This window comes from Alteribacter aurantiacus DSM 18675, assembly GCF_000429705.1.
Lineage (GTDB): Bacteria > Bacillota > Bacilli > Bacillales > Salisediminibacteriaceae > Alteribacter > Alteribacter aurantiacus.
The window spans coordinates 321,902-338,765 of record NZ_KE386943.1 but is presented as its reverse complement, the minus strand read 5'-3'; the positions used below and the strand labels follow the sequence as shown (position 1 = coordinate 338,765).

General features: G+C 44.3%; 17 protein-coding genes. 11 read left to right on the top strand and 6 right to left on the bottom strand.

Features of this window, described 5'->3' with window-relative positions:
* Positions 1-54: 54 nt before the first annotated feature.
* From G476_RS0120110 to G476_RS0120095, 4 genes are all read left to right on the top strand, one after another.
* A complete protein-coding gene (locus G476_RS0120110) occupies positions 55-1,086 on the top strand; it encodes a methionine ABC transporter ATP-binding protein (protein ID WP_026691672.1) in 1,032 nt (343 codons plus the stop codon).
* Positions 1,073-1,738, top strand: coding sequence for a methionine ABC transporter permease (locus tag G476_RS0120105; RefSeq protein ID WP_026691671.1), 666 nt, complete (start codon positions 1,073-1,075; stop codon positions 1,736-1,738). Before G476_RS0120110 ends, G476_RS0120105 begins: the two co-directional genes overlap by 14 nt.
* 21 nt (positions 1,739-1,759) lie before the next feature.
* Positions 1,760-2,590 (top strand): MetQ/NlpA family ABC transporter substrate-binding protein, encoded by an 831-nt coding sequence (locus G476_RS0120100; RefSeq protein ID WP_026691670.1) that lies wholly within the window; start codon positions 1,760-1,762, stop codon positions 2,588-2,590.
* 394 nt (positions 2,591-2,984) lie between these two features.
* Positions 2,985-3,437 (top strand): hypothetical protein, encoded by a 453-nt coding sequence (locus G476_RS0120095; protein ID WP_026691669.1) that lies wholly within the window; start codon positions 2,985-2,987, stop codon positions 3,435-3,437.
* Positions 3,438-3,548: 111 nt separating this feature from the next.
* Here G476_RS0120095 and pdxK read toward each other — a convergent pair whose 3' ends face one another.
* Together pdxK and G476_RS0120085 are read right to left on the bottom strand one after the other, a co-directional pair.
* Positions 3,549-4,346 carry a pyridoxine/pyridoxal/pyridoxamine kinase gene (gene pdxK / locus G476_RS0120090; protein WP_026691668.1) on the bottom strand — a complete coding sequence of 266 codons (798 nt, stop codon included), beginning with the start codon at positions 4,344-4,346 and terminating at the stop codon, positions 3,549-3,551.
* A gap of 177 nt (positions 4,347-4,523) precedes the next feature.
* Positions 4,524-5,762 (bottom strand): aminopeptidase, encoded by a 1,239-nt coding sequence (locus G476_RS0120085; protein WP_026691667.1) that lies wholly within the window; start codon positions 5,760-5,762, stop codon positions 4,524-4,526.
* 266 nt (positions 5,763-6,028) lie between these two features.
* On the opposite strand from G476_RS0120085, the gene G476_RS0120080 reads away from it, so the two are divergent.
* The 3 genes from G476_RS0120080 to G476_RS22675 all read left to right on the top strand — a co-directional run bounded on the left by G476_RS0120080 (position 6,029) and on the right by G476_RS22675 (position 9,567).
* Positions 6,029-7,876, top strand: a complete 1,848-nt coding sequence (locus G476_RS0120080; RefSeq protein WP_026691666.1) for an LTA synthase family protein — start codon at positions 6,029-6,031, stop codon at positions 7,874-7,876.
* Positions 7,877-8,142: 266 nt separating this feature from the next.
* Complete coding sequence (locus G476_RS0120075) at positions 8,143-8,640, top strand: hypothetical protein (protein ID WP_026691665.1); 498 nt, start codon at positions 8,143-8,145, stop codon at positions 8,638-8,640.
* Positions 8,641-8,853: 213 nt separating this feature from the next.
* A complete protein-coding gene (locus G476_RS22675) occupies positions 8,854-9,567 on the top strand; it encodes a bacteriorhodopsin (RefSeq protein WP_169720904.1) in 714 nt (237 codons plus the stop codon).
* A 136-nt stretch (positions 9,568-9,703) separates the two neighbouring features.
* On the opposite strand, the gene bshB2 is transcribed toward G476_RS22675, so the two are convergent.
* The 3 genes from bshB2 to G476_RS0120055 all read right to left on the bottom strand — a co-directional run bounded on the left by bshB2 (position 9,704) and on the right by G476_RS0120055 (position 11,933).
* Positions 9,704-10,378 carry a bacillithiol biosynthesis deacetylase BshB2 gene (gene bshB2, locus G476_RS0120065; RefSeq protein WP_026691664.1) on the bottom strand — a complete coding sequence of 225 codons (675 nt, stop codon included), beginning with the start codon at positions 10,376-10,378 and terminating at the stop codon, positions 9,704-9,706.
* A 20-nt stretch (positions 10,379-10,398) separates the two neighbouring features.
* Entirely contained in the window at positions 10,399-10,749 is a 351-nt protein-coding gene (locus G476_RS0120060) for a YojF family protein (RefSeq protein WP_026691663.1), read from the bottom strand.
* Positions 10,750-10,991: 242 nt separating this feature from the next.
* Positions 10,992-11,933 carry an ATP-grasp domain-containing protein gene (locus G476_RS0120055; RefSeq protein ID WP_026691662.1) on the bottom strand — a complete coding sequence of 314 codons (942 nt, stop codon included), beginning with the start codon at positions 11,931-11,933 and terminating at the stop codon, positions 10,992-10,994.
* 237 nt (positions 11,934-12,170) lie between these two features.
* Here G476_RS0120055 and G476_RS0120050 point away from each other — a divergent pair, with 237 nt between their 5' ends.
* Both G476_RS0120050 and G476_RS0120045 read left to right on the top strand, forming a co-directional pair.
* Positions 12,171-13,130, top strand: coding sequence for an aminoimidazole riboside kinase (locus G476_RS0120050; protein ID WP_026691661.1), 960 nt, complete (start codon positions 12,171-12,173; stop codon positions 13,128-13,130).
* Positions 13,131-13,134: 4 nt separating this feature from the next.
* On the top strand, positions 13,135-14,583 hold the full coding sequence (locus G476_RS0120045) for a glycoside hydrolase family 32 protein (protein WP_026691660.1): 1,449 nt from the start codon (positions 13,135-13,137) through the stop codon (positions 14,581-14,583).
* A 547-nt stretch (positions 14,584-15,130) separates the two neighbouring features.
* Here the strand turns inward: G476_RS0120045 and G476_RS0120035 are convergent.
* Positions 15,131-15,493, bottom strand: a complete 363-nt coding sequence (locus tag G476_RS0120035) for a response regulator (protein WP_026691658.1) — start codon at positions 15,491-15,493, stop codon at positions 15,131-15,133.
* Between the two features lie 167 nt (positions 15,494-15,660).
* On the opposite strand from G476_RS0120035, the gene G476_RS0120030 reads away from it, so the two are divergent.
* Positions 15,661-16,347 (top strand): DNA alkylation repair protein, encoded by a 687-nt coding sequence (locus tag G476_RS0120030; RefSeq protein WP_026691657.1) that lies wholly within the window; start codon positions 15,661-15,663, stop codon positions 16,345-16,347.
* Positions 16,348-16,351: 4 nt separating this feature from the next.
* Positions 16,352-16,849, top strand: coding sequence for a GNAT family N-acetyltransferase (locus G476_RS0120025; RefSeq protein ID WP_084405862.1), 498 nt, complete (start codon positions 16,352-16,354; stop codon positions 16,847-16,849).
* The last annotated feature ends 15 nt before the right edge of the window (positions 16,850-16,864 follow it).

Here is a 16,864-nt window from a genome sequence, read left to right as displayed (position 1 = left end):
CCTCTTCTTATTTGATAAGGAGAGGTTTTTTTGCATCTAAAGGAGTGAGCACCCGTGATCACGTTTGATAACGTCACGAAATCGTATGAAGGAAAAGAAGGCACCGTTACGGCTGTTAAAAACGTGTCGTTTACTGTAAATAAAGGCGATATCTTTGGTGTGATTGGGTTTAGTGGAGCAGGAAAGAGTACACTCGTCCGTTGTGTGAACTTGCTCGAAGAACCTACGTCAGGAGAAGTACGAGTAAACAACAGGGATATGAAGAGTCTTTCCGCCAAAGAGTTAAGAGAGGCTAGAAAAAAGATCGGGATGGTGTTTCAGCACTTCAATTTGTGTGAATCAAAGACCGTTTACGCGAACGTCGCGATCCCTCTTCAATTAAGTAAAACACCGAAGAAGGAAGTGGAAAAGCGGGTTAAAGACCTTCTTTCCTTTGTTGGATTGAGCGATAAAGCAGACAACTACCCGGATCAGCTTTCTGGGGGACAAAAGCAGCGTGTAGGAATTGCTAGGGCGCTCGCAACCTCACCGGAAGTGCTTCTGTGCGATGAGGCTACTTCAGCTCTCGATCCGCAAACAACAAAAGCGATTCTTGCATTGCTCAGAAAAGTAAACCGGGAATTCGGAATCACTGTCTTGATCATCACTCACGAAATGCCGGTCATCCGTGACATTTGTAATCGGGTCGCAGTCATGGAGAATGGTGAAGTGATTGAGTCAGGGAGTGTGTTTGACGTGTTTTCCCGCCCTGAGGCTAAAACAACGAAAAACTTTGTAAGTTCGGTCATGCAAGATCAACTTCCTCAGTCCGTCATAAAACACTTGAGTGAAGATGGTAAAACCCACTATATCTATCGTATTTTGTTCGAAGGAGAGATGGCCAGCCAGCCGGTCCTTTCAAAAGTAGGTAAGCAGTTTGATCTTGAAGTGAACGTCCTTCATGGACAAATAACAGAATTACAGGAAAAGCCGTTCGGAAACTTGATCGTGGAGTTTCATGGAGAGCCTGAACGAATTGAAGAAGCGGTTGCGCTCATAAAAGAGAATCTGACAGTAAGGGAGGTCGACCTTCATGAGGAGTACTGATTGGAGTACGTTTTGGGTACGAGTCTTGGAGGCGACGCTTGAAACCCTTACCATGACTGCATTCCCGTTATTTTTTGCCAGTTTAATCGGAATTCCGCTCGGTGTGGCCGTAGTGGTTACCCGAAAAGGACATTTATTTGAAAATAGAGCGGCTTTTTTCGTATTGAATACCATCGTAAACATTGTCCGTTCCGTGCCATTTATCATTTTGCTCGTAGCTTTAATCCCTCTTACAAGGTTGATTGTAGGAACGACGATCGGAACGACTGCCGCGATGGTGCCTCTCGTTATTTTTGCGGCACCCTTCATTGCAAGACTAGTTGAAAGCAGTTTGCTAGAAGTAGACCCAGGTGTCACGGAGGCCGCCAAGTCCATGGGGGCTACACCATGGCAAATCATTTTCCGATTCTTAATTCCAGAAGCGTTAAGCTCACTCGTTCTTAATTTGACGATTGCCACCATCGGGCTTGTTGGAGCATCTGCTATGGCGGGGGCGATCGGGTCAGGAGGATTGGGAGACTTGGCGATTGCATACGGCTACCAACGTTTCCATACAGACGTCATGATCGTCACTGTGATCTTGCTCGTCATTATTGTTCAAGCGATTCAAGTTAGCGGAAATCATCTATCACAAGCGATTCGTCGCCGATAATCAACGAGGAGGAATACCATTATGAAAAAATCAATTGCAACAGTCGTCTCAGCAGTATCTCTAACAGCTCTAGCCGCGTGCGGTGGAGGGGCAGATGATGAAAACACAGTAACAGTAGGAGTAAACGGATCAGGCATCCCCCTATGGGAATACATGGCCGATAAAGCCGCAGAAGAGGGGATTACGATTGAGATTCAAGAGTTCTCTGATTATGTGAGACCGAACATGGCTCTTGCAGAAGGTGAAGTGGACTTTAATGCGTTCCAAACAATCTCTTACTTTGACAACTTTATTGAAGAACATAACTTGGACCTAGAGCCGATTGCAGGAACGTACATTGCACCAATGGGGCTTTATTCCGATAAATATGAGTCTCACGAAGACATTCCAGAAGGGGCGACGATTGCCGTTCCTCAAGAGGAAACGAACCAAGGACGTGCTCTGTTGCTTCTTCAAGAGGCTGGGTTCATTGAGCTTCCTGAAGACTTCGACGGAATCGGTGACGCGAGCGACATTGTCGAGAACCATCACGATCTAAACATTGAAGAAGTGCAGGCGGCGCACACCCCACGTGTCATCCCTGATGTAGATGCGTCCGTTATTAATAATGGGGTAGCTGTAGAAGCAAGCTTGATCCCTGTTAACGATGCGATCTTCATTGAGGACGATGACGGGGCGGCAGCGTATGTAAATATTCTTGCTACCCAGGCTGAAGACGCGGACGATGAAGTCCTTCAGCGAATTGCTGAGCTGTATCATGAAGAAGATACGCAAGAGTTTATCATTGAGCTCTATGAAAACTCCTTGCTACCGACATTTATTGATGACATGGATGAGTTGAGAGACTACTAATACACGGCTTGAGCCGAGCACCTCGCATGATTGCGGGGTGTTTTTCGTTGTGAGTGAGTGGGGAGGTGTCGGGTTATCGAGCTTTAATCGGATTTTATCGAGATCTATTTTGGTTTTATCGATCACTAATCGCGTTTTATCAACCTTTATTCCGAATTTATCGAGCGCTAATCCAACTTTATCGACCAAACGACAATAATCGACCCTCCTCGCAACTACTATGAAAGGAAAAACCGCTCGACTACGGCTTTTTCGTTATAAGTGCCATTTCCCTATACTTAAATCGTTGCAAGATGGAAGTTTAGGTTTATAGAAAAAGGTTAGTGGAATATATTGCTAGTGGGAACTTCTGTAAAGGATGGTTCGTAGCTAAAGATGAAGGATGGTGGTTACGGTGTTTTGGAAAAAATCGATGTTGTACTTTGCCCTTGCGTTAACGTTTATTGCTATGTTTTTTGTTGGTGAGCGTTTGACTGAGCAGATGTATGAACAAATGGCAAGGAGCTTTGAAATCATGCCTTATGCATTGCTCATCCCCTTGACCGGATTACCCCTCGGCTTGATCCTTGGTGCCCAAGGACTAATCAAGGAATTTAAAATGCAGGGAAGATGGTTGATAAGTTGGGAAAAGCTCATTTTCTTCGGATTGCCATTTTTATATATGATGCTATACCCTGTTCTCGCCTTCTCTGGAAACATTTTTGCGTTTAGTGCCCTTTCAATGACGCTTTTAAATTCCCATAGTGCGGTCATTGGAGGCATGGTATTCGGGTATGTGATAGTGACGAGTTTTTACAAACGTGAAGAACACTCGAAGGAATCGTTGGATGAAGCTGTAAATCAATAAGTAAAGGATGTCCTCAGCAAGGAGGACATCCTTTTTTTGAATGGTTCGGCGGACGGTAGCTTCACTTTGGGAAGCTCGGACTGTTATGCGGTGAAAAGATCGCCCTATGCCTTACTGCTCACGATTCGCGTAACGCTTTACCGGACCGATGTATTCGTTCAAGGCGAAAGATCCTTCAATTGCTTTGGAAATAAAGACTTTGGCATCGCGCACCGCTGTTTTTACACCCTTGCCGTTAGCAAGTCCGGCACAGATGGCAGAAGAGTAGGTGCAGCCCGCGCCGTGCGTGTAGTCGGTGTCGATTTGCTTGGACTCGAGAATTTCGAAATCTTCTCCATCATAAAGAACATCTACCGCAGTATCCCCGATGGAACTGCCGCCTTTAACAAGAACGTACTCCGCACCTAGCTCTTTAATCTTTGCAGCGGCTTGTTTCATGTCATCGAGGCTTTCAATTGGGTTTACTCCGCTTAACTGGGACGCTTCAAACAAGTTCGGTGTTACAACCGTAGCTTTTGGTACGAGCGCTTCCTTGTAGCTGATCGTATGTTCAGGATAAAGGGGCTCGTCCGCTCCTTTACATACCATAACAGGGTCTACGACAACGTTTTTAATTCCTTTTTCTTCAATTGTACGGGCTGCCAATTCGATCTTGTCGGTTGAACCGAGCATGCCCGTTTTCATCGCGTCGACCCCAACACCGTCAAGAATCGTTTCCAGCTGCGTTTCAAGGACCTCAATCGGTTGTGGGAAAACATTGTGGCTCCATCCGTTTTTCGGATCCATTGTGACAATCGTCGTTAATGCTGTCATACCATATACGCCGAGTTCCTGAAATGTGGACAGGTCGGCTTGAATACCGGCTCCGCCACTTGTGTCGGAACCTGCAATTGTAAGTGCTTTTTTCATTTGATTACCTCCTATGTAGTTTGAAAGACCATACTTTTTCTGTATCTTTAATGTCTAACTGAATGACTTGTGTTTATTATAGTACAAACTGGATTAAGATAAAACAAACAGAGCAATGAAAGCATATGAAAACTCGCCCGGCAGAGTAGTGCCGGACGAGTCATCAGGAAGGGAGGCCTAGTCGTTTGTTGCCCATTCTCCGTTACGGAAAACCGGTTCGCGACTGCCGTCTTCTTTAATACCGTCAATGTTCATGTCAGATGAGCCGATCATGAAGTCTACGTGAGTGATGCTGTTGTTGATTCCGCGCTCTTCTTGTTCTTCTTTACTCATATCAGGGCCACCTTCGACACAGAACGCATAAGCGCTTCCTAATGCGATATGGTTGGACGCATTTTCGTCGTAAAGGGTGTTATAGAAGAGGATGCCTGATTGAGAAATCGGCGAGCTGTGCGGGACGAGGGCCACTTCACCGAGGTATCTCGCTCCTTCGTCTGTATCGAGAAGGTGCTTGAGTGTTTCGTGTCCTTCTTCGGCTTTAAAGTCGACCACTTTTCCGTTTTCAAATGTCAGGGAGAAGCCATCGATTAGGTTTCCGCTATAATTTAATGGCTTTGTGTTGCGGACAGTTCCGTTAACACCGCCTTTTTTAGGTGCAGTGAACACTTCTTCTGTTGGCATATTCGCAATAAAGTGCGTGCCGGCTGTATTAGCACTACCGCCGCCGGCCCAAATGTGGCCTTCAGGGAGCTCGATAGTAAGATCTGTACCCTCAGCTGTATAATGGAGAGCTTTGTATTTCTGTTCGTTAAGGAATGTCGCTTTTGTGTTCAGTGTTACATCGTGATCCTTCCATGCTTGGACAGGGTCTTTTGTATTCACACGAACCGCTTCAAAGATTGCTTCCCATAGTTTTTCTTGGGCTTCTTCTTCGGAAACGTCAGGGAATACTTTTTTCGCCCAACCAGGAGATGGAGCAGCAGTCACACACCAAGCGACTTTATCTGATTGCACGTATTTGCGAAAAGCGTTTGTGGCTTGACCTGCTGTTTTGTTGTTCGTTGCAATGCGCTCTGCAGGAATCCCTTTAAAGAGATCAGGATCTGTAGATTTGATCGTTAAAAAAGCAGCGCCTTTTTCAGCGAGGGTTTCAAGGCCGCGAGCTTTCCACTCCGGAAACTCTTTAAACGCCTCCATTGGTGCTAAGTCGTAGCGGATGCGAGCCGATTCATCATCGTGCCATTCAATATGTACATTTTTTGCACCTGCTTCGTAGCACTCTTTTACAATTAATCGTACGAAATCAGGAGATGTAACAGGGGCATTCACGACCACATCTTGACCTTCTTGTACGTTGATTCCCATGCGGACAGCTAACTCTGCATATTTAGCGAGCTTTTGTTCGAATTGACTCATGGTATATAAACTCCTTTTTGAATAAAGTAATGTATCATTTGTCCTCATTTTAACAGTTTACAGTCTTTTTTGAAACTTAAGGTAATTGCGTTGTGATCAATAGTTCGATTTGAAGGTAAGATGTTATATAAAAAGGGTATGAGAAGGATAGGTGAAATGTAGGAAATCGTGTAATTGATTTGATTTATTTGTAAACGATTTGGAAGGTTATTAAGATATAGTCAGATAGTAAAGAGAGAAGATTACAGTAAAGAGGTGTCCATAAAGTGAAAACGTTCTTTCACGATCATCGTTTATATATCCTAAGTTTACTCACTTTGTGGTTAAAGACGTTTATCGTATCCGCTTTTGTTTTTCAAGTGGCGATCAATAACGTCATACAAGCCATTGTGTTTGTTTTGAACCCGCTATCGTTTATGTTGGTGGCCTTTTCTATTGGCTTACTGTTTAAGCCTAATGTACAGAAATGGTATTTTATTATTCTTTCATTAATTCTATCGATTGCGTTATATAGTAATTCCGTTTACTTCAGGGAATTCACGGACATCATTACGTTACCGATGCTTGTGATGAGCGGAAATGCAGGGGATTTAAGCACGAGTGTGTTTCAACTTATAGAATGGTATGATGTATTCTTTTTTGCCGATGTGATTGTGTTTGTGCTTTTATTGTGGAAAAAGAAAGGGTTCCTTACGGCCACACAGCTTTCGTTTAAAAAGAACCGAAAGATCTTTGCTATAGCAGGTGCAGTCATTCTCGTTGTAGTAGGTCTGTCTCAACTGGAGAGACCGGAAAACCCGGAGACAATGACCCATTCGTTTGATCGAGAAGGTCTCATTAAACGGTACGGGCTGTATAATTTTTATGTATATGATGCCTTTTTGCATACACGAACGGCAGTCATGGCGATCGTCTCTGAAGAAGATGACTGGGATGATATCTTTGATCACTTGGAGGAGTATAAAACCGCTCCGAATCTCTATTATTACGGCAAAGCCAAAGGAAAGAATGTCGTCGTAATTTCCTTAGAGTCCCTAGAAAGCTTTGTTATTGGAGAGACCATTGACGGTGAGGAAATCACGCCTTTCTTAAATGAACTAATCGAAGACAGCTATTACTTTCCTAACTTCTACGATCAAACGGGCCAAGGAAAGACGTCCGATGCGGAGTTTATGATTAATACAGGGCTATACCCCGTCGGAAGGGGAGCGGTCTTTCACACCCATACAGACAATGAATATATGGGACTTCCGGATACATTGCAAGACAGAGGGTATTACACGGCATCCTTCCATGGTAACGATGAAACGTTCTACAATCGTGATATTATGTATGAGAACCTTGGCTACGACTACTATTATTCGAAGAGTTACTTTGATGTAACAGAAGAGAATAGCGTGGGATGGGGCCTCAAAGACATTGATTTCTTCGAGCAGTCCATGGAATATGTGAAGGAGCTGCCTCAGCCTTTTTATGCCACGTTTCTTACCCTAACGAATCATTTTCCTTACGAGCTTGATGAAGAGGATCATTTCATTGACCCTTACACCTCATCGAGCGACATTTTAAATCGCTATATTCCGACCGTGCGATACATGGATGAGTCGATAAGGCTCTTTATGGAGGATATGAAAGAAGCCGGATTATATGAAGATACTATCTTCGTTATGTACGGAGATCATTATGGCATCGCGGAAAGCCATAACGAAGCTATGGGCGAGTTCTTGGACAAAGAAATTACGCCTTTTGAAAACACGCAGCTGGCAAGGGTACCACTGATTATTCATATTCCGGGTGAAGAAGGAGAAGAGAACGAGACTGTGTCGGGGAAAGTGGACGTCATGCCGACGATTCTGAACTTATTGGGAATACCAGAGTATCCTCACATTTTGTTTGGAAATGATTTGTTGTCGGAACAACGGGACGACTTTGTGGCATTGAGAAATGGAACCATCGTGTCCGATACGCTTATGTATACAGCGGAGACGTGTTACGACATGGAGACACAGACACCAACGCTCCTAGAAGCGTGTGATCCCATTCGAGAGCGCGGAGAATATGAAGTCTTCTACTCCGACAGTATTATATTCGGCGACCTTCTCAGGTTTCGCTAAAAAAACCAACTCGCAACATAAAGCGGGTTGGTTTTTTTTGTATGATCAGAAAAATTGTGCGGGTTCTGTCCCCGCACAATTTGGCCCTTGATGTTTTACTTTTGTAGTAAAAGGGTATTAAACTAATTCGGGCATTTAATTGGTCACATATATTAGGGAAACGTTATATAAACACACTAGTTTTGTCGAATGCATAAATATATTTTGAATATTTAGAACATTACTGGTATAGTTTTAAACTAACCTCAACAGAAGGAGGCAAAAAAATGGTTGGTCCATTTACTGATAAGTATGTGAGATATACACTTGGTTGGCTATTGTTTGGAATCTTCGGCTTTACGTACCTCTTACAATACTCATGGCTTTTAGCAACTGGCAGTCTACTACTGGCAGTGATGTTAACGTTTGGCGTGGATTACGGTTGCAGACAGGTTGTAAAAATGAAAACAAATGGGATGTTAAAAGAGGATCCTCATTGTATGGTAGATGCATTTCGTCACGGGAAAGATAAGCGAGGATACCTTGTATTAACAGAGAACTATTTGTTGTTTGTGCCAGTGCTGGGAAAAGTACGAACAGTCGTGAAGGCTACCGATATTGTTAGAAGAGATGTGGACGGACTTACAGCAGAGTTTACTGTAAGAACGAAACATCAATATCGAAGCTTTACGTTTTCCATTCTTACAGCTCAGAAGTTCAAGACCGTGTTGGAAGAGACTACGAGTCCATCATTACCATACAAGGGAAAAATGTTAAAACGGTAGAAGTTATTTTTTAAAGAGTTCCTTAGCTGAGTGTCAGCAAAGGAGCCTTTTTTGTTTTCAGTAATACTCCTTAAAAGAAACGTATTGTCTTGAACGGAGCTAAAATCGAAAGTGAATCCTGGCAAAATAAAACCCTTCCTCTAGAAAAAGAAAGATATGAATTCGGTGATTTTTACTAATACTAGTAGAGAATACCGAAACGGAGGGTTTTCAATGTATGAAATCGAACAACAGCTTCTGTGGATCTATGTCGCTTTCATGGGTGGTGGGGCCGTTTATTTTGCTTATCTTGCTTTTCATAGAAAAGGTGTGCCAAGAGCTGAATACCTAGTCGCATTCATTATTCCTACTTGGTCAGGCGTGGCTTACGCTTCCATTGCTTTAGGACAAGGTTTGGTGGAGTGGGGGGATAGGGTCATTTACTTTGCCCGGTACCTGGACTGGGTTGTTACTACGCCGCTCTTGTTATTGGCGTTGGCTATGACCGCCATGTACACAATTTCGAAAGACCGTGTCATCATTGGTGGGCTGATTGTTGCGGATGTATTCATGGTGTTAACCGGTCTTATTGCTGAATTTTCACCTTCTCCGATAAAGTATGTCTGGTATATCCTTGGTGTAGTGGCGTTTTTGATTATTTTATGGATTATCTGGTGGCCTCTTAGAGCAAAAGCCAAAAGCCAAAATCACTATGTATATCGAGTGTTTTTAATTGTTGCTGGCTACCTTTCTATCCTTTGGGTTGGATACCCTACGGTGTGGCTTCTCGGTCCATCTGGGTTAGGTGTGATTAGTCAAATCACGGATCAAGCCTTGTTTGTAAGTCTACCTATCTTTTCGAAAGTAGGCTTTAGTATATTAGACCTTTCATGCCTTCGCTGGCTGCACGTTAAACACGGGCAAGAGGTTACGCCTCAAGCCACATAACAACACGAAATGCAGTTACTCACATGTGGATAACTTCTTCGGAATCAAGGTCAGGTCACTTATCCACCATTTCACCTTTCATTCATCCACATATGCACAAGAAGAGGGTAGGTCGTCGATGGACGACCTACCCTTTTTATTCGTTTTTGTTATCAATCGGATATGTCCAAAATCGTTCTGTGTTCATACGTTCTTTCATCGTCTCATCATTTTCCATGAAACGTTGTTTCATCGTTTGCAGTACGCCTGCTGTTTGAGATTCATGAGCTTCAATGACTTTCATTTTTTGATCGGCATGAGCACTCACATCATGGATGATGTCCGGCTCTCCAAGAATGTCTTCACAGCCTTCTGAAAAGGCAAGAGCATGGACAGTTGGCCTCGTTTCAGGTGTCATTCGTTGAACGGCTTGAATGACGGCAGCCGCAGTGGCGTCGTGATCGGGATGAACCGCATAGCCTGGATAAAACGTAATAATGAGACTCGGGTCAACGTCATCGATGACCTCTTTCATCCGGTTAATCAGAAGTTCACTGTCTGTAAATTCAATTGTTTTATCCCGCATACCAAAGCGTCTAAGGTCTTCAATGCCTAACAAGCGGCAAGCTTCTTCCAGCTCTTTTTTCCGGATGTCAGGTAATGTCTCTCGGTTGGCGATCAGCGGACGGCCCATGTTTCGCCCCATTTCTCCGAGTGTTAGGCAAACGTAGGTGACAGGCGTTCCATTTTGCGTATGGGAAAGTATCGTTCCTGCTACGCCGAATGCTTCATCATCCGGGTGCGGAAAAATAACGAGTACGTGTCGTTCCATCGGTGTCGCACATCCTTTCTTTATTTCCGAAATGGTTTTTCACTTAATTGAAAAGCAATGGCTAATTTCCCGTCCGGGTCGTGGCCAGCAAAGAGGACTTGGTTTTGATCGTCAACTTCCCAATCTGTAAGCCCTTCTGCATAAGCCCAGCCTCCTTCAAGCTCAAGGCCGATCCGATAGGGACCAGGGCCGGTAATTTTTCCTTGTACATACTTAATGCGGGCGTTTCTTAGGAACGTGCCCACTGAAAAGAACCCTTGGTTCTTATGAGTAGCATAAGCACCGTTCGTCGTTTCAAGGTGGACGTAAAGTTCTTTACCAGCTAGCTCATCAATTGTTTGTTGTACAAGCTTTTGATCTATGGGTTTCATGACGATATCCCTCCTGGACAATCGGTGATTTCAATGATTTAGTCTTTCTGTCCTGCACGGTCTCTAGGACTTCGTCCGTTGTCACTCATGACGTCCTCTACGCTTTGCTGCAGGTAACGTGTTTACTTTCCTTATATGTTACTAAAAAAGGGAGCGTTTGTCGTGGACGCACGCTCACCAAGGGTTGAATTGAGGCTATTGAAAAAGTTTAAGTACGAATCTATTCAGTGCATTAGGCTGAATTAAAGTGGAGTAACCGGCTGCAAAGCGTGAAGCTCCTTTTTCAAATACGAGGCAATTTCCTTCATTCCATAAATGCCGGCCTTTGATTCTGCTTGTGGGTTGTAATTCGTATTTGTATTGACATCATACGTATAGGCTGTACCGTCTTTGTCTTCAATAAACTCAATTCCGGCAAATGTGATGCCGTTTGCCTGTAAGAATGCTTCGTACTTTTTTATCAACGGACTGTTAAAGTCTTCAATAATCTCGAACTTCGGTCGGGGGGAAGAGGTCGTCGGGCATGCAAGGTCACCGATCTCACAAGCTTCGGCAGGACATAATTCGAAGCCGTCGCTTGTATCAACCCGAACAGCATAAAGGAATTTACCACCGATAAACTCACAACGTGTGATTGTTTTTGTCGGTGAATCGACGTACTGCTGAAGAAGAGTGATGCCGTCAACGGATTCATCAAATCCACTTGTGACGTGGTGTTCCAAGGACTTAGCGTCGTCAAAACGCTTGACACCGAGACCTTTACCTGCGCGGTTGTGCTTTGTGATAAACGGAGTGGGGAACGACTTAGCTGCTTGAATGAGATGATGTTCTCCAACTGCTGCAATTGTGTCAGGTGTCTTGATTCCGAACTGCTTGAGCTTTTCGTATTGCAACACCTTACTCAATTCAAGGGCAAGAGCTTCACTCGTATTTAGCACCGTTCGTCCGTGGCTTTCGAGCCAAGTTAAAACAGTAGCGGTAAGTTCAGGCGCATAGCGGTGCCCGCGTGTATGAGAAGATGCACTCATTCGGTTATAAAAGATGCCTTCTGGCGGTTTCTGTTGAAGATCCACCATTCCCTCATTCATGTGCCAATCTTCGTAAGGAACAGAAATCTCATCGAGCGCGGCTTTCAATGGTTGCGTCCATTCTTCATTTTCGTGGATAATATATACTTTTGCCATGTTTGTATTCCCCTTCCATTGATAATTCCGATAAAAAAGATAGGTATTGTTTATTTTATCAAGGGAGAGACAATTTTGCTACTGCCAACGCTTACATTCCTTAAAAAAAGGGAACGTTAGGACAAGATAGAAAAGCGGCCGAATTGTAAGCGGAATCATAGGGAATTGCCGTTGCTACAGGGATAAGGTTATGGCAACATGTTAATTAGGTACATAACGATAGAGGAGGATCCATACATGAGAAAAGGGATTGTAAGTTTAGGAGAAGCATTGATCGATTTTATTCCGCTCGACGATAACAATGAGACGTTTCAAAAAAGTCCAGGTGGAGCACCTGCAAATGTAGCTGTTGGAGTAGCGAGGTTAGGGGCTGTTTCAACATTTCTCGGAAAGGTCGGTGACGATGTTTTAGGGCGATTTATGAAAGAGACGCTCTCGCACTACAACGTCAACACAGATCACATGACGTTTTCTACCGATGTAAGAACAGGCGTCGTGTTCGTTACCCTTGGTGAAGGCGGAGAACGAAGCTTTGAATTTTACATTGACCCAAGTGCCGATCGTTTTTTGTTAGAGTCGGATATTGAAGACACTCTTTTTGACAATCACAATCTGCTTCACTTTGGTTCAATCAGTCTGATCAGCGAGCCGTCTCGGTCGGCGACGAAAAAAGCGGTGGCACTAGCAAAGGAAAAAGGGGCCATTGTGTCCTACGACCCTAACTTAAGGCTGAGTCTATGGAAAAGTGAAGAAGAAGCACGAGAAGGGATCATTTCCATGTTGGACCAAGCGGATGTAGTGAAGATTTCAGAAGAAGAGCTTGAATTTATCACAGGTGAGTCCAACATTGATCAGGGAGTACAAGCTTTAGGAACGTTCGACATTCCTCTGTTACTCGTCACTCTTGGTGGGGAAGGTAGTTACGTGTTTACTGGTGGAGAAAAGCAGCATGTACCCGCTATGAAAGTGAATGCCGTTGATACAACTGGTGCTGGAGATGCGTTTGTATCCGGCATGCTTTATCAACTCCATCACAGTGAAAAGCCTGTTCAAGACCTCACTGCAAATGAAGTGGCTGAAATGGCCCAATTCGCTAGCGTTTCGGGAGGCCTTGCTGCGTCTACTAAAGGAGCGATGACCGCTCTTCCTACTTTAGAGCAAGTAAAAGACATTTTATCGGGAAAAAGGGAGGGGTGAGCACATGACTGAAAAAGAGAGCATTCTCATCTCTCAAGCACACGAAGAAGTAGCGAAACATAAAGAAACAGTGGAGGCCGACCCTCACCGTCTTCAATTTCACCTCATGTCACCAGTGGGGCTGATCAATGACCCGAACGGATGGATTCAATGGAATGGCACCTATCATATGTTTTACCAGTGGAACCCGTTCAAGCCTGGTCATGGGGCGAAATTTTGGGGTCATTACACGTCTACAGACCTTGTTCATTGGACACACGAGCCGATTGCTCTTGCTCCGAGCGAGTGGTATGAAAAGAACGGATGTTATTCAGGGAGTGCCGTGGATCTTGACGGGAAACTCACTCTTTTTTACACAGGAAACGTAAAAGACGAAGAAGGAAACAGGGAGTCTTATCAGTGCATTGCTCAGTCACAGGACGGGATTACCTTTGAAAAGCAAGGGCCGGTCATTGACACCCTTCCAAGTGGATACACAGCACACTTTCGCGATCCGAAGGTGTGGAAGCATGACGGAGTTTGGTACTTGATTATTGGAGCTCAAACAGAAGACCTTCAAGGGCATGCTCTTCTTTATCGATCAAATGACGGAAGAGCGTGGACAAACTTGGGGCCCATCGCGGGATCAGGCCTTGCTCCTCTCCAACAGTTCGGCTTTATGTGGGAATGCCCCGATGTCTTTACGCTAGGGGAAAAAGAAGTGATGATCGTTTCTCCTCAAGGGCTCGAGCCTGAGGGAATGCACAATCACAATACGTATCAGGCCGGATATTTTGTGGGTGAGTTGGACTATGATTTACCGAAATTTCATCACGGTGCTTTTGACGAGCTCGACCGAGGGTTTGAATTCTACGCCCCTCAAACAACGGAGGACGAGAGTGGACGACGAATCATGGTCGGTTGGATGGGTGTTCCGGATCAACAGGAAGATCAACACCCATCGGTTAAAAATCAATGGATTCACTGCTTGACGATCCCTCGAGAACTTCAGTTAAAAGGAGATCGCCTGATTCAAAAGCCCGTAGAAGAGCTTCAACAGATGCGTCACAATGAAGTTATGCATGAAGAAGCAACGATTGAGGGTCATACAGAGTTGAATGGTGTAAGTGGAGATGTCGTGGAACTGGAGTTGTCTGATTTCGGATCTGCACCTGCATTCTTTGAAATCGATTTTCGCCAAGAAGCGAGACTCGTCTTTGACCGTGAAAGTCGTGTCCTTACCCTAGAGCGCAAAAACTTCGCTGATCGTTTGACTGAAAAGCGCCAGTGTCATCTAGAGGAGCTCCAGTCCCTTAGAATCTTTATGGATACCTCATCTCTTGAGATCTTTGTTAACGGTGGAGAGGACGTGTTTACCTCCCGCTATTTCCCAGAACCAACAGAAAACAGAATCAGCTTCACGTCATCTGAACAAACAACGTTGAACGTAAAGAAGTGGGAGTTAAGAGGATAAAAAATAAACATGTCTCTTAGTATATTGTGAAATGCCGTGTTCTATTATTATGCGTAGCTGAACGCTAGAAGCGACACTCCTGCGGCGATGGGAGCCAGGAGAGACCCCGCAAGGGCTTTGCCCGAGGAGGCTCGCCGGCACCGCCGCGGAAAGGGAGCGGATGGCGTGAAGCGGAGCCTAATGCACTGGAGCAATAGTAATACTCTTTTAATAAAAGTAAAGCAGCCTGAGTCGGATCTAACCGTCTCAGGCTGCTTTATATTTCACTATTTTTGTAAGGGATGTTGCTCTTATACAAGAGAAGTTGAAGCAGAAGGGCTCGAGACTCCTGCGGCAGTGACGAGCATTGGCATCATGAATTCGCTTCGAGTTGCTTCGACGCAGACGCCTCGAAGCCTACGCTCGCAGAGGAAGAAGCCCGGTTTTGTCCGAGGAGGCTTGCTAGCACCGCCGCGGAAAGCGAAGGGCCCGTATGCTTCAACCACGATTCTAGTGATCAAGATATAATACAAAAGCATATATTTATACGAAAAACAGCCTTATATTCTTACCGAGCCATCGCCTTACTAATGGCTTCTCGAATGCGAACTTCATCAAACGGCTTTACAATAAAGTCAATGGCCCCATGCTTAATGGCATCCATGACCATGCCCTGCTGTCCCATAGCCGAGCACATGAGCACCTTTGCATTCGGATTAATAGCTTTAATCTCCTTTAATGCATCAATCCCATTCATCTCAGGCATAGTAATATCCATCGTCACCACATCAGGCTTTGTAGATTCGTATAGTGCAACAGCCTCTTTTCCGTTAGCAGCTTCTCCCACAACCTCATAGCCTGCATCAGTGACGATCTTTTTTAATGTCATCCTCATAAATGCAGCATCATCTGTTATTAGTAGCTTCCCCATGCGAAACACTCCTTTTTACCTGGGTATATTATCCCTGTTCATTTAAATATAGTGAACGAATGAGTATCTGTCAATTGCTGGTTTTTGTTCCATTTGAAGCAAGAGACAAGGAATTTTTCAACAAATCACGTATACTTGCTATAGGAAAGAAAAAGGTTGGTGAGTAAATGACTAATGAAGTAGAACAACTCATTCGTTTGTTTGAATCACACCGAAACGAGGAGCAGGCTGGCCCCATGTCAGCGTATATGAAGCATCATTTTCCGTTTTTGGGAATCAAGAGTCCTCTTAGAAAAGAGCTTACAAGAACATTTTTAAACGAGACATTGTTACATAAAGAAAGTGAACTCCCTATTTCTGCATTAATAGACATGTGGGGGCTTCCTGAAAGAGAATACCACTATACGGTCATCGAGATTGTCGCTCGTATGAAAACGAGGTACAAAGAGGAAGACTTAGCGTTCTTTGAAATGCTCATCACGACGCAATCGTGGTGGGATTCAGTCGATGGAATTGCACCAAATGTGATCGGACATTATTTCGACCGTTTCCCCCACGAAAGGGAAGTGGCCGACCGGTGGGCCGTTCATGAAAACATGTGGCTAAGAAGAACGGCCATTTTGCATCAGCTTAAAAAGAAAAAAGACACGGACGAGGATCGATTATTTCATTATTGCAGAATCAACCGTGAAGACAATGAATTCTTTATTCGAAAAGCGATCGGTTGGGCGTTGAGAGAGTATTCGAAGACAGCTCCAGAGGCCGTTGAACATTTTATTGAAAAAGAGTCGTTATCACCCCTTAGTAAACGGGAAGGACGTAAACATCTTGATCGTGTAAAAAAAGGAGTGTAAGCACGTGATCACATTTCATATGGAGCGGATCACAGAGGAACACCGCAAAGAGATTGAAGATTTTTTCAAAGCTTACTGGGGAGACGATCGGATGGTGTATTCCCACGGTGAGTACATATGTAGCGAACTGGAAGGATTTATTGCTCATGACCGGGAATCGATTGTAGGAGCCGTTACTTACTATGATCATAACCGTACGGGTACGCGTGAGATTATCTCTCTTGATAGTTTAATAGAAAGAAAAGGCGTCGGTGGTCAGCTCATGGAATTGGTGGAAAATGATGCCCTGTCCAATGATTTTCAAGAGCTGTGTCTTGTAACAACGAATGATAACGTACATGCGTTGAGCTTTTACCAAAAAAGAGGGTATCGGCTAGTTGAGATTAAGCATAATGCTGTAGATCAATGTCGTAAGAAAAAGCCCGCAATTCCCCTTACAGGAACGAATGGTATAGAGATTAGGGATGAGTGGTTGATGAAAAAAACGATAGTAAAGAAGTAAGAAGCAGGTGAAACG

Coding starts and splice junctions, on each gene's coding strand:
- G476_RS0120105 (WP_026691671.1), top strand. CDS start 1,073: ATGAGGAGTACTGATTGGAGTACGTTTTGGGTACGAGTCTTGGAGGCG.
- G476_RS0120100 (WP_026691670.1), top strand. CDS start 1,760: ATGAAAAAATCAATTGCAACAGTCGTCTCAGCAGTATCTCTAACAGCT.
- pdxK (WP_026691668.1), bottom strand. CDS start 4,346: ATGAAAAAAGCACTTACAATTGCAGGTTCCGACACAAGTGGCGGAGCC.
- G476_RS0120085 (WP_026691667.1), bottom strand. CDS start 5,762: ATGAGTCAATTCGAACAAAAGCTCGCTAAATATGCAGAGTTAGCTGTC.
- G476_RS0120075 (WP_026691665.1), top strand. CDS start 8,143: ATGGTTGGTCCATTTACTGATAAGTATGTGAGATATACACTTGGTTGG.
- G476_RS22675 (WP_169720904.1), top strand. CDS start 8,854: ATGTATGAAATCGAACAACAGCTTCTGTGGATCTATGTCGCTTTCATG.
- bshB2 (WP_026691664.1), bottom strand. CDS start 10,378: ATGGAACGACACGTACTCGTTATTTTTCCGCACCCGGATGATGAAGCA.
- G476_RS0120060 (WP_026691663.1), bottom strand. CDS start 10,749: ATGAAACCCATAGATCAAAAGCTTGTACAACAAACAATTGATGAGCTA.
- G476_RS0120055 (WP_026691662.1), bottom strand. CDS start 11,933: ATGGCAAAAGTATATATTATCCACGAAAATGAAGAATGGACGCAACCA.
- G476_RS0120050 (WP_026691661.1), top strand. CDS start 12,171: ATGAGAAAAGGGATTGTAAGTTTAGGAGAAGCATTGATCGATTTTATT.
- G476_RS0120045 (WP_026691660.1), top strand. CDS start 13,135: ATGACTGAAAAAGAGAGCATTCTCATCTCTCAAGCACACGAAGAAGTA.
- G476_RS0120035 (WP_026691658.1), bottom strand. CDS start 15,493: ATGGGGAAGCTACTAATAACAGATGATGCTGCATTTATGAGGATGACA.
- G476_RS0120030 (WP_026691657.1), top strand. CDS start 15,661: ATGACTAATGAAGTAGAACAACTCATTCGTTTGTTTGAATCACACCGA.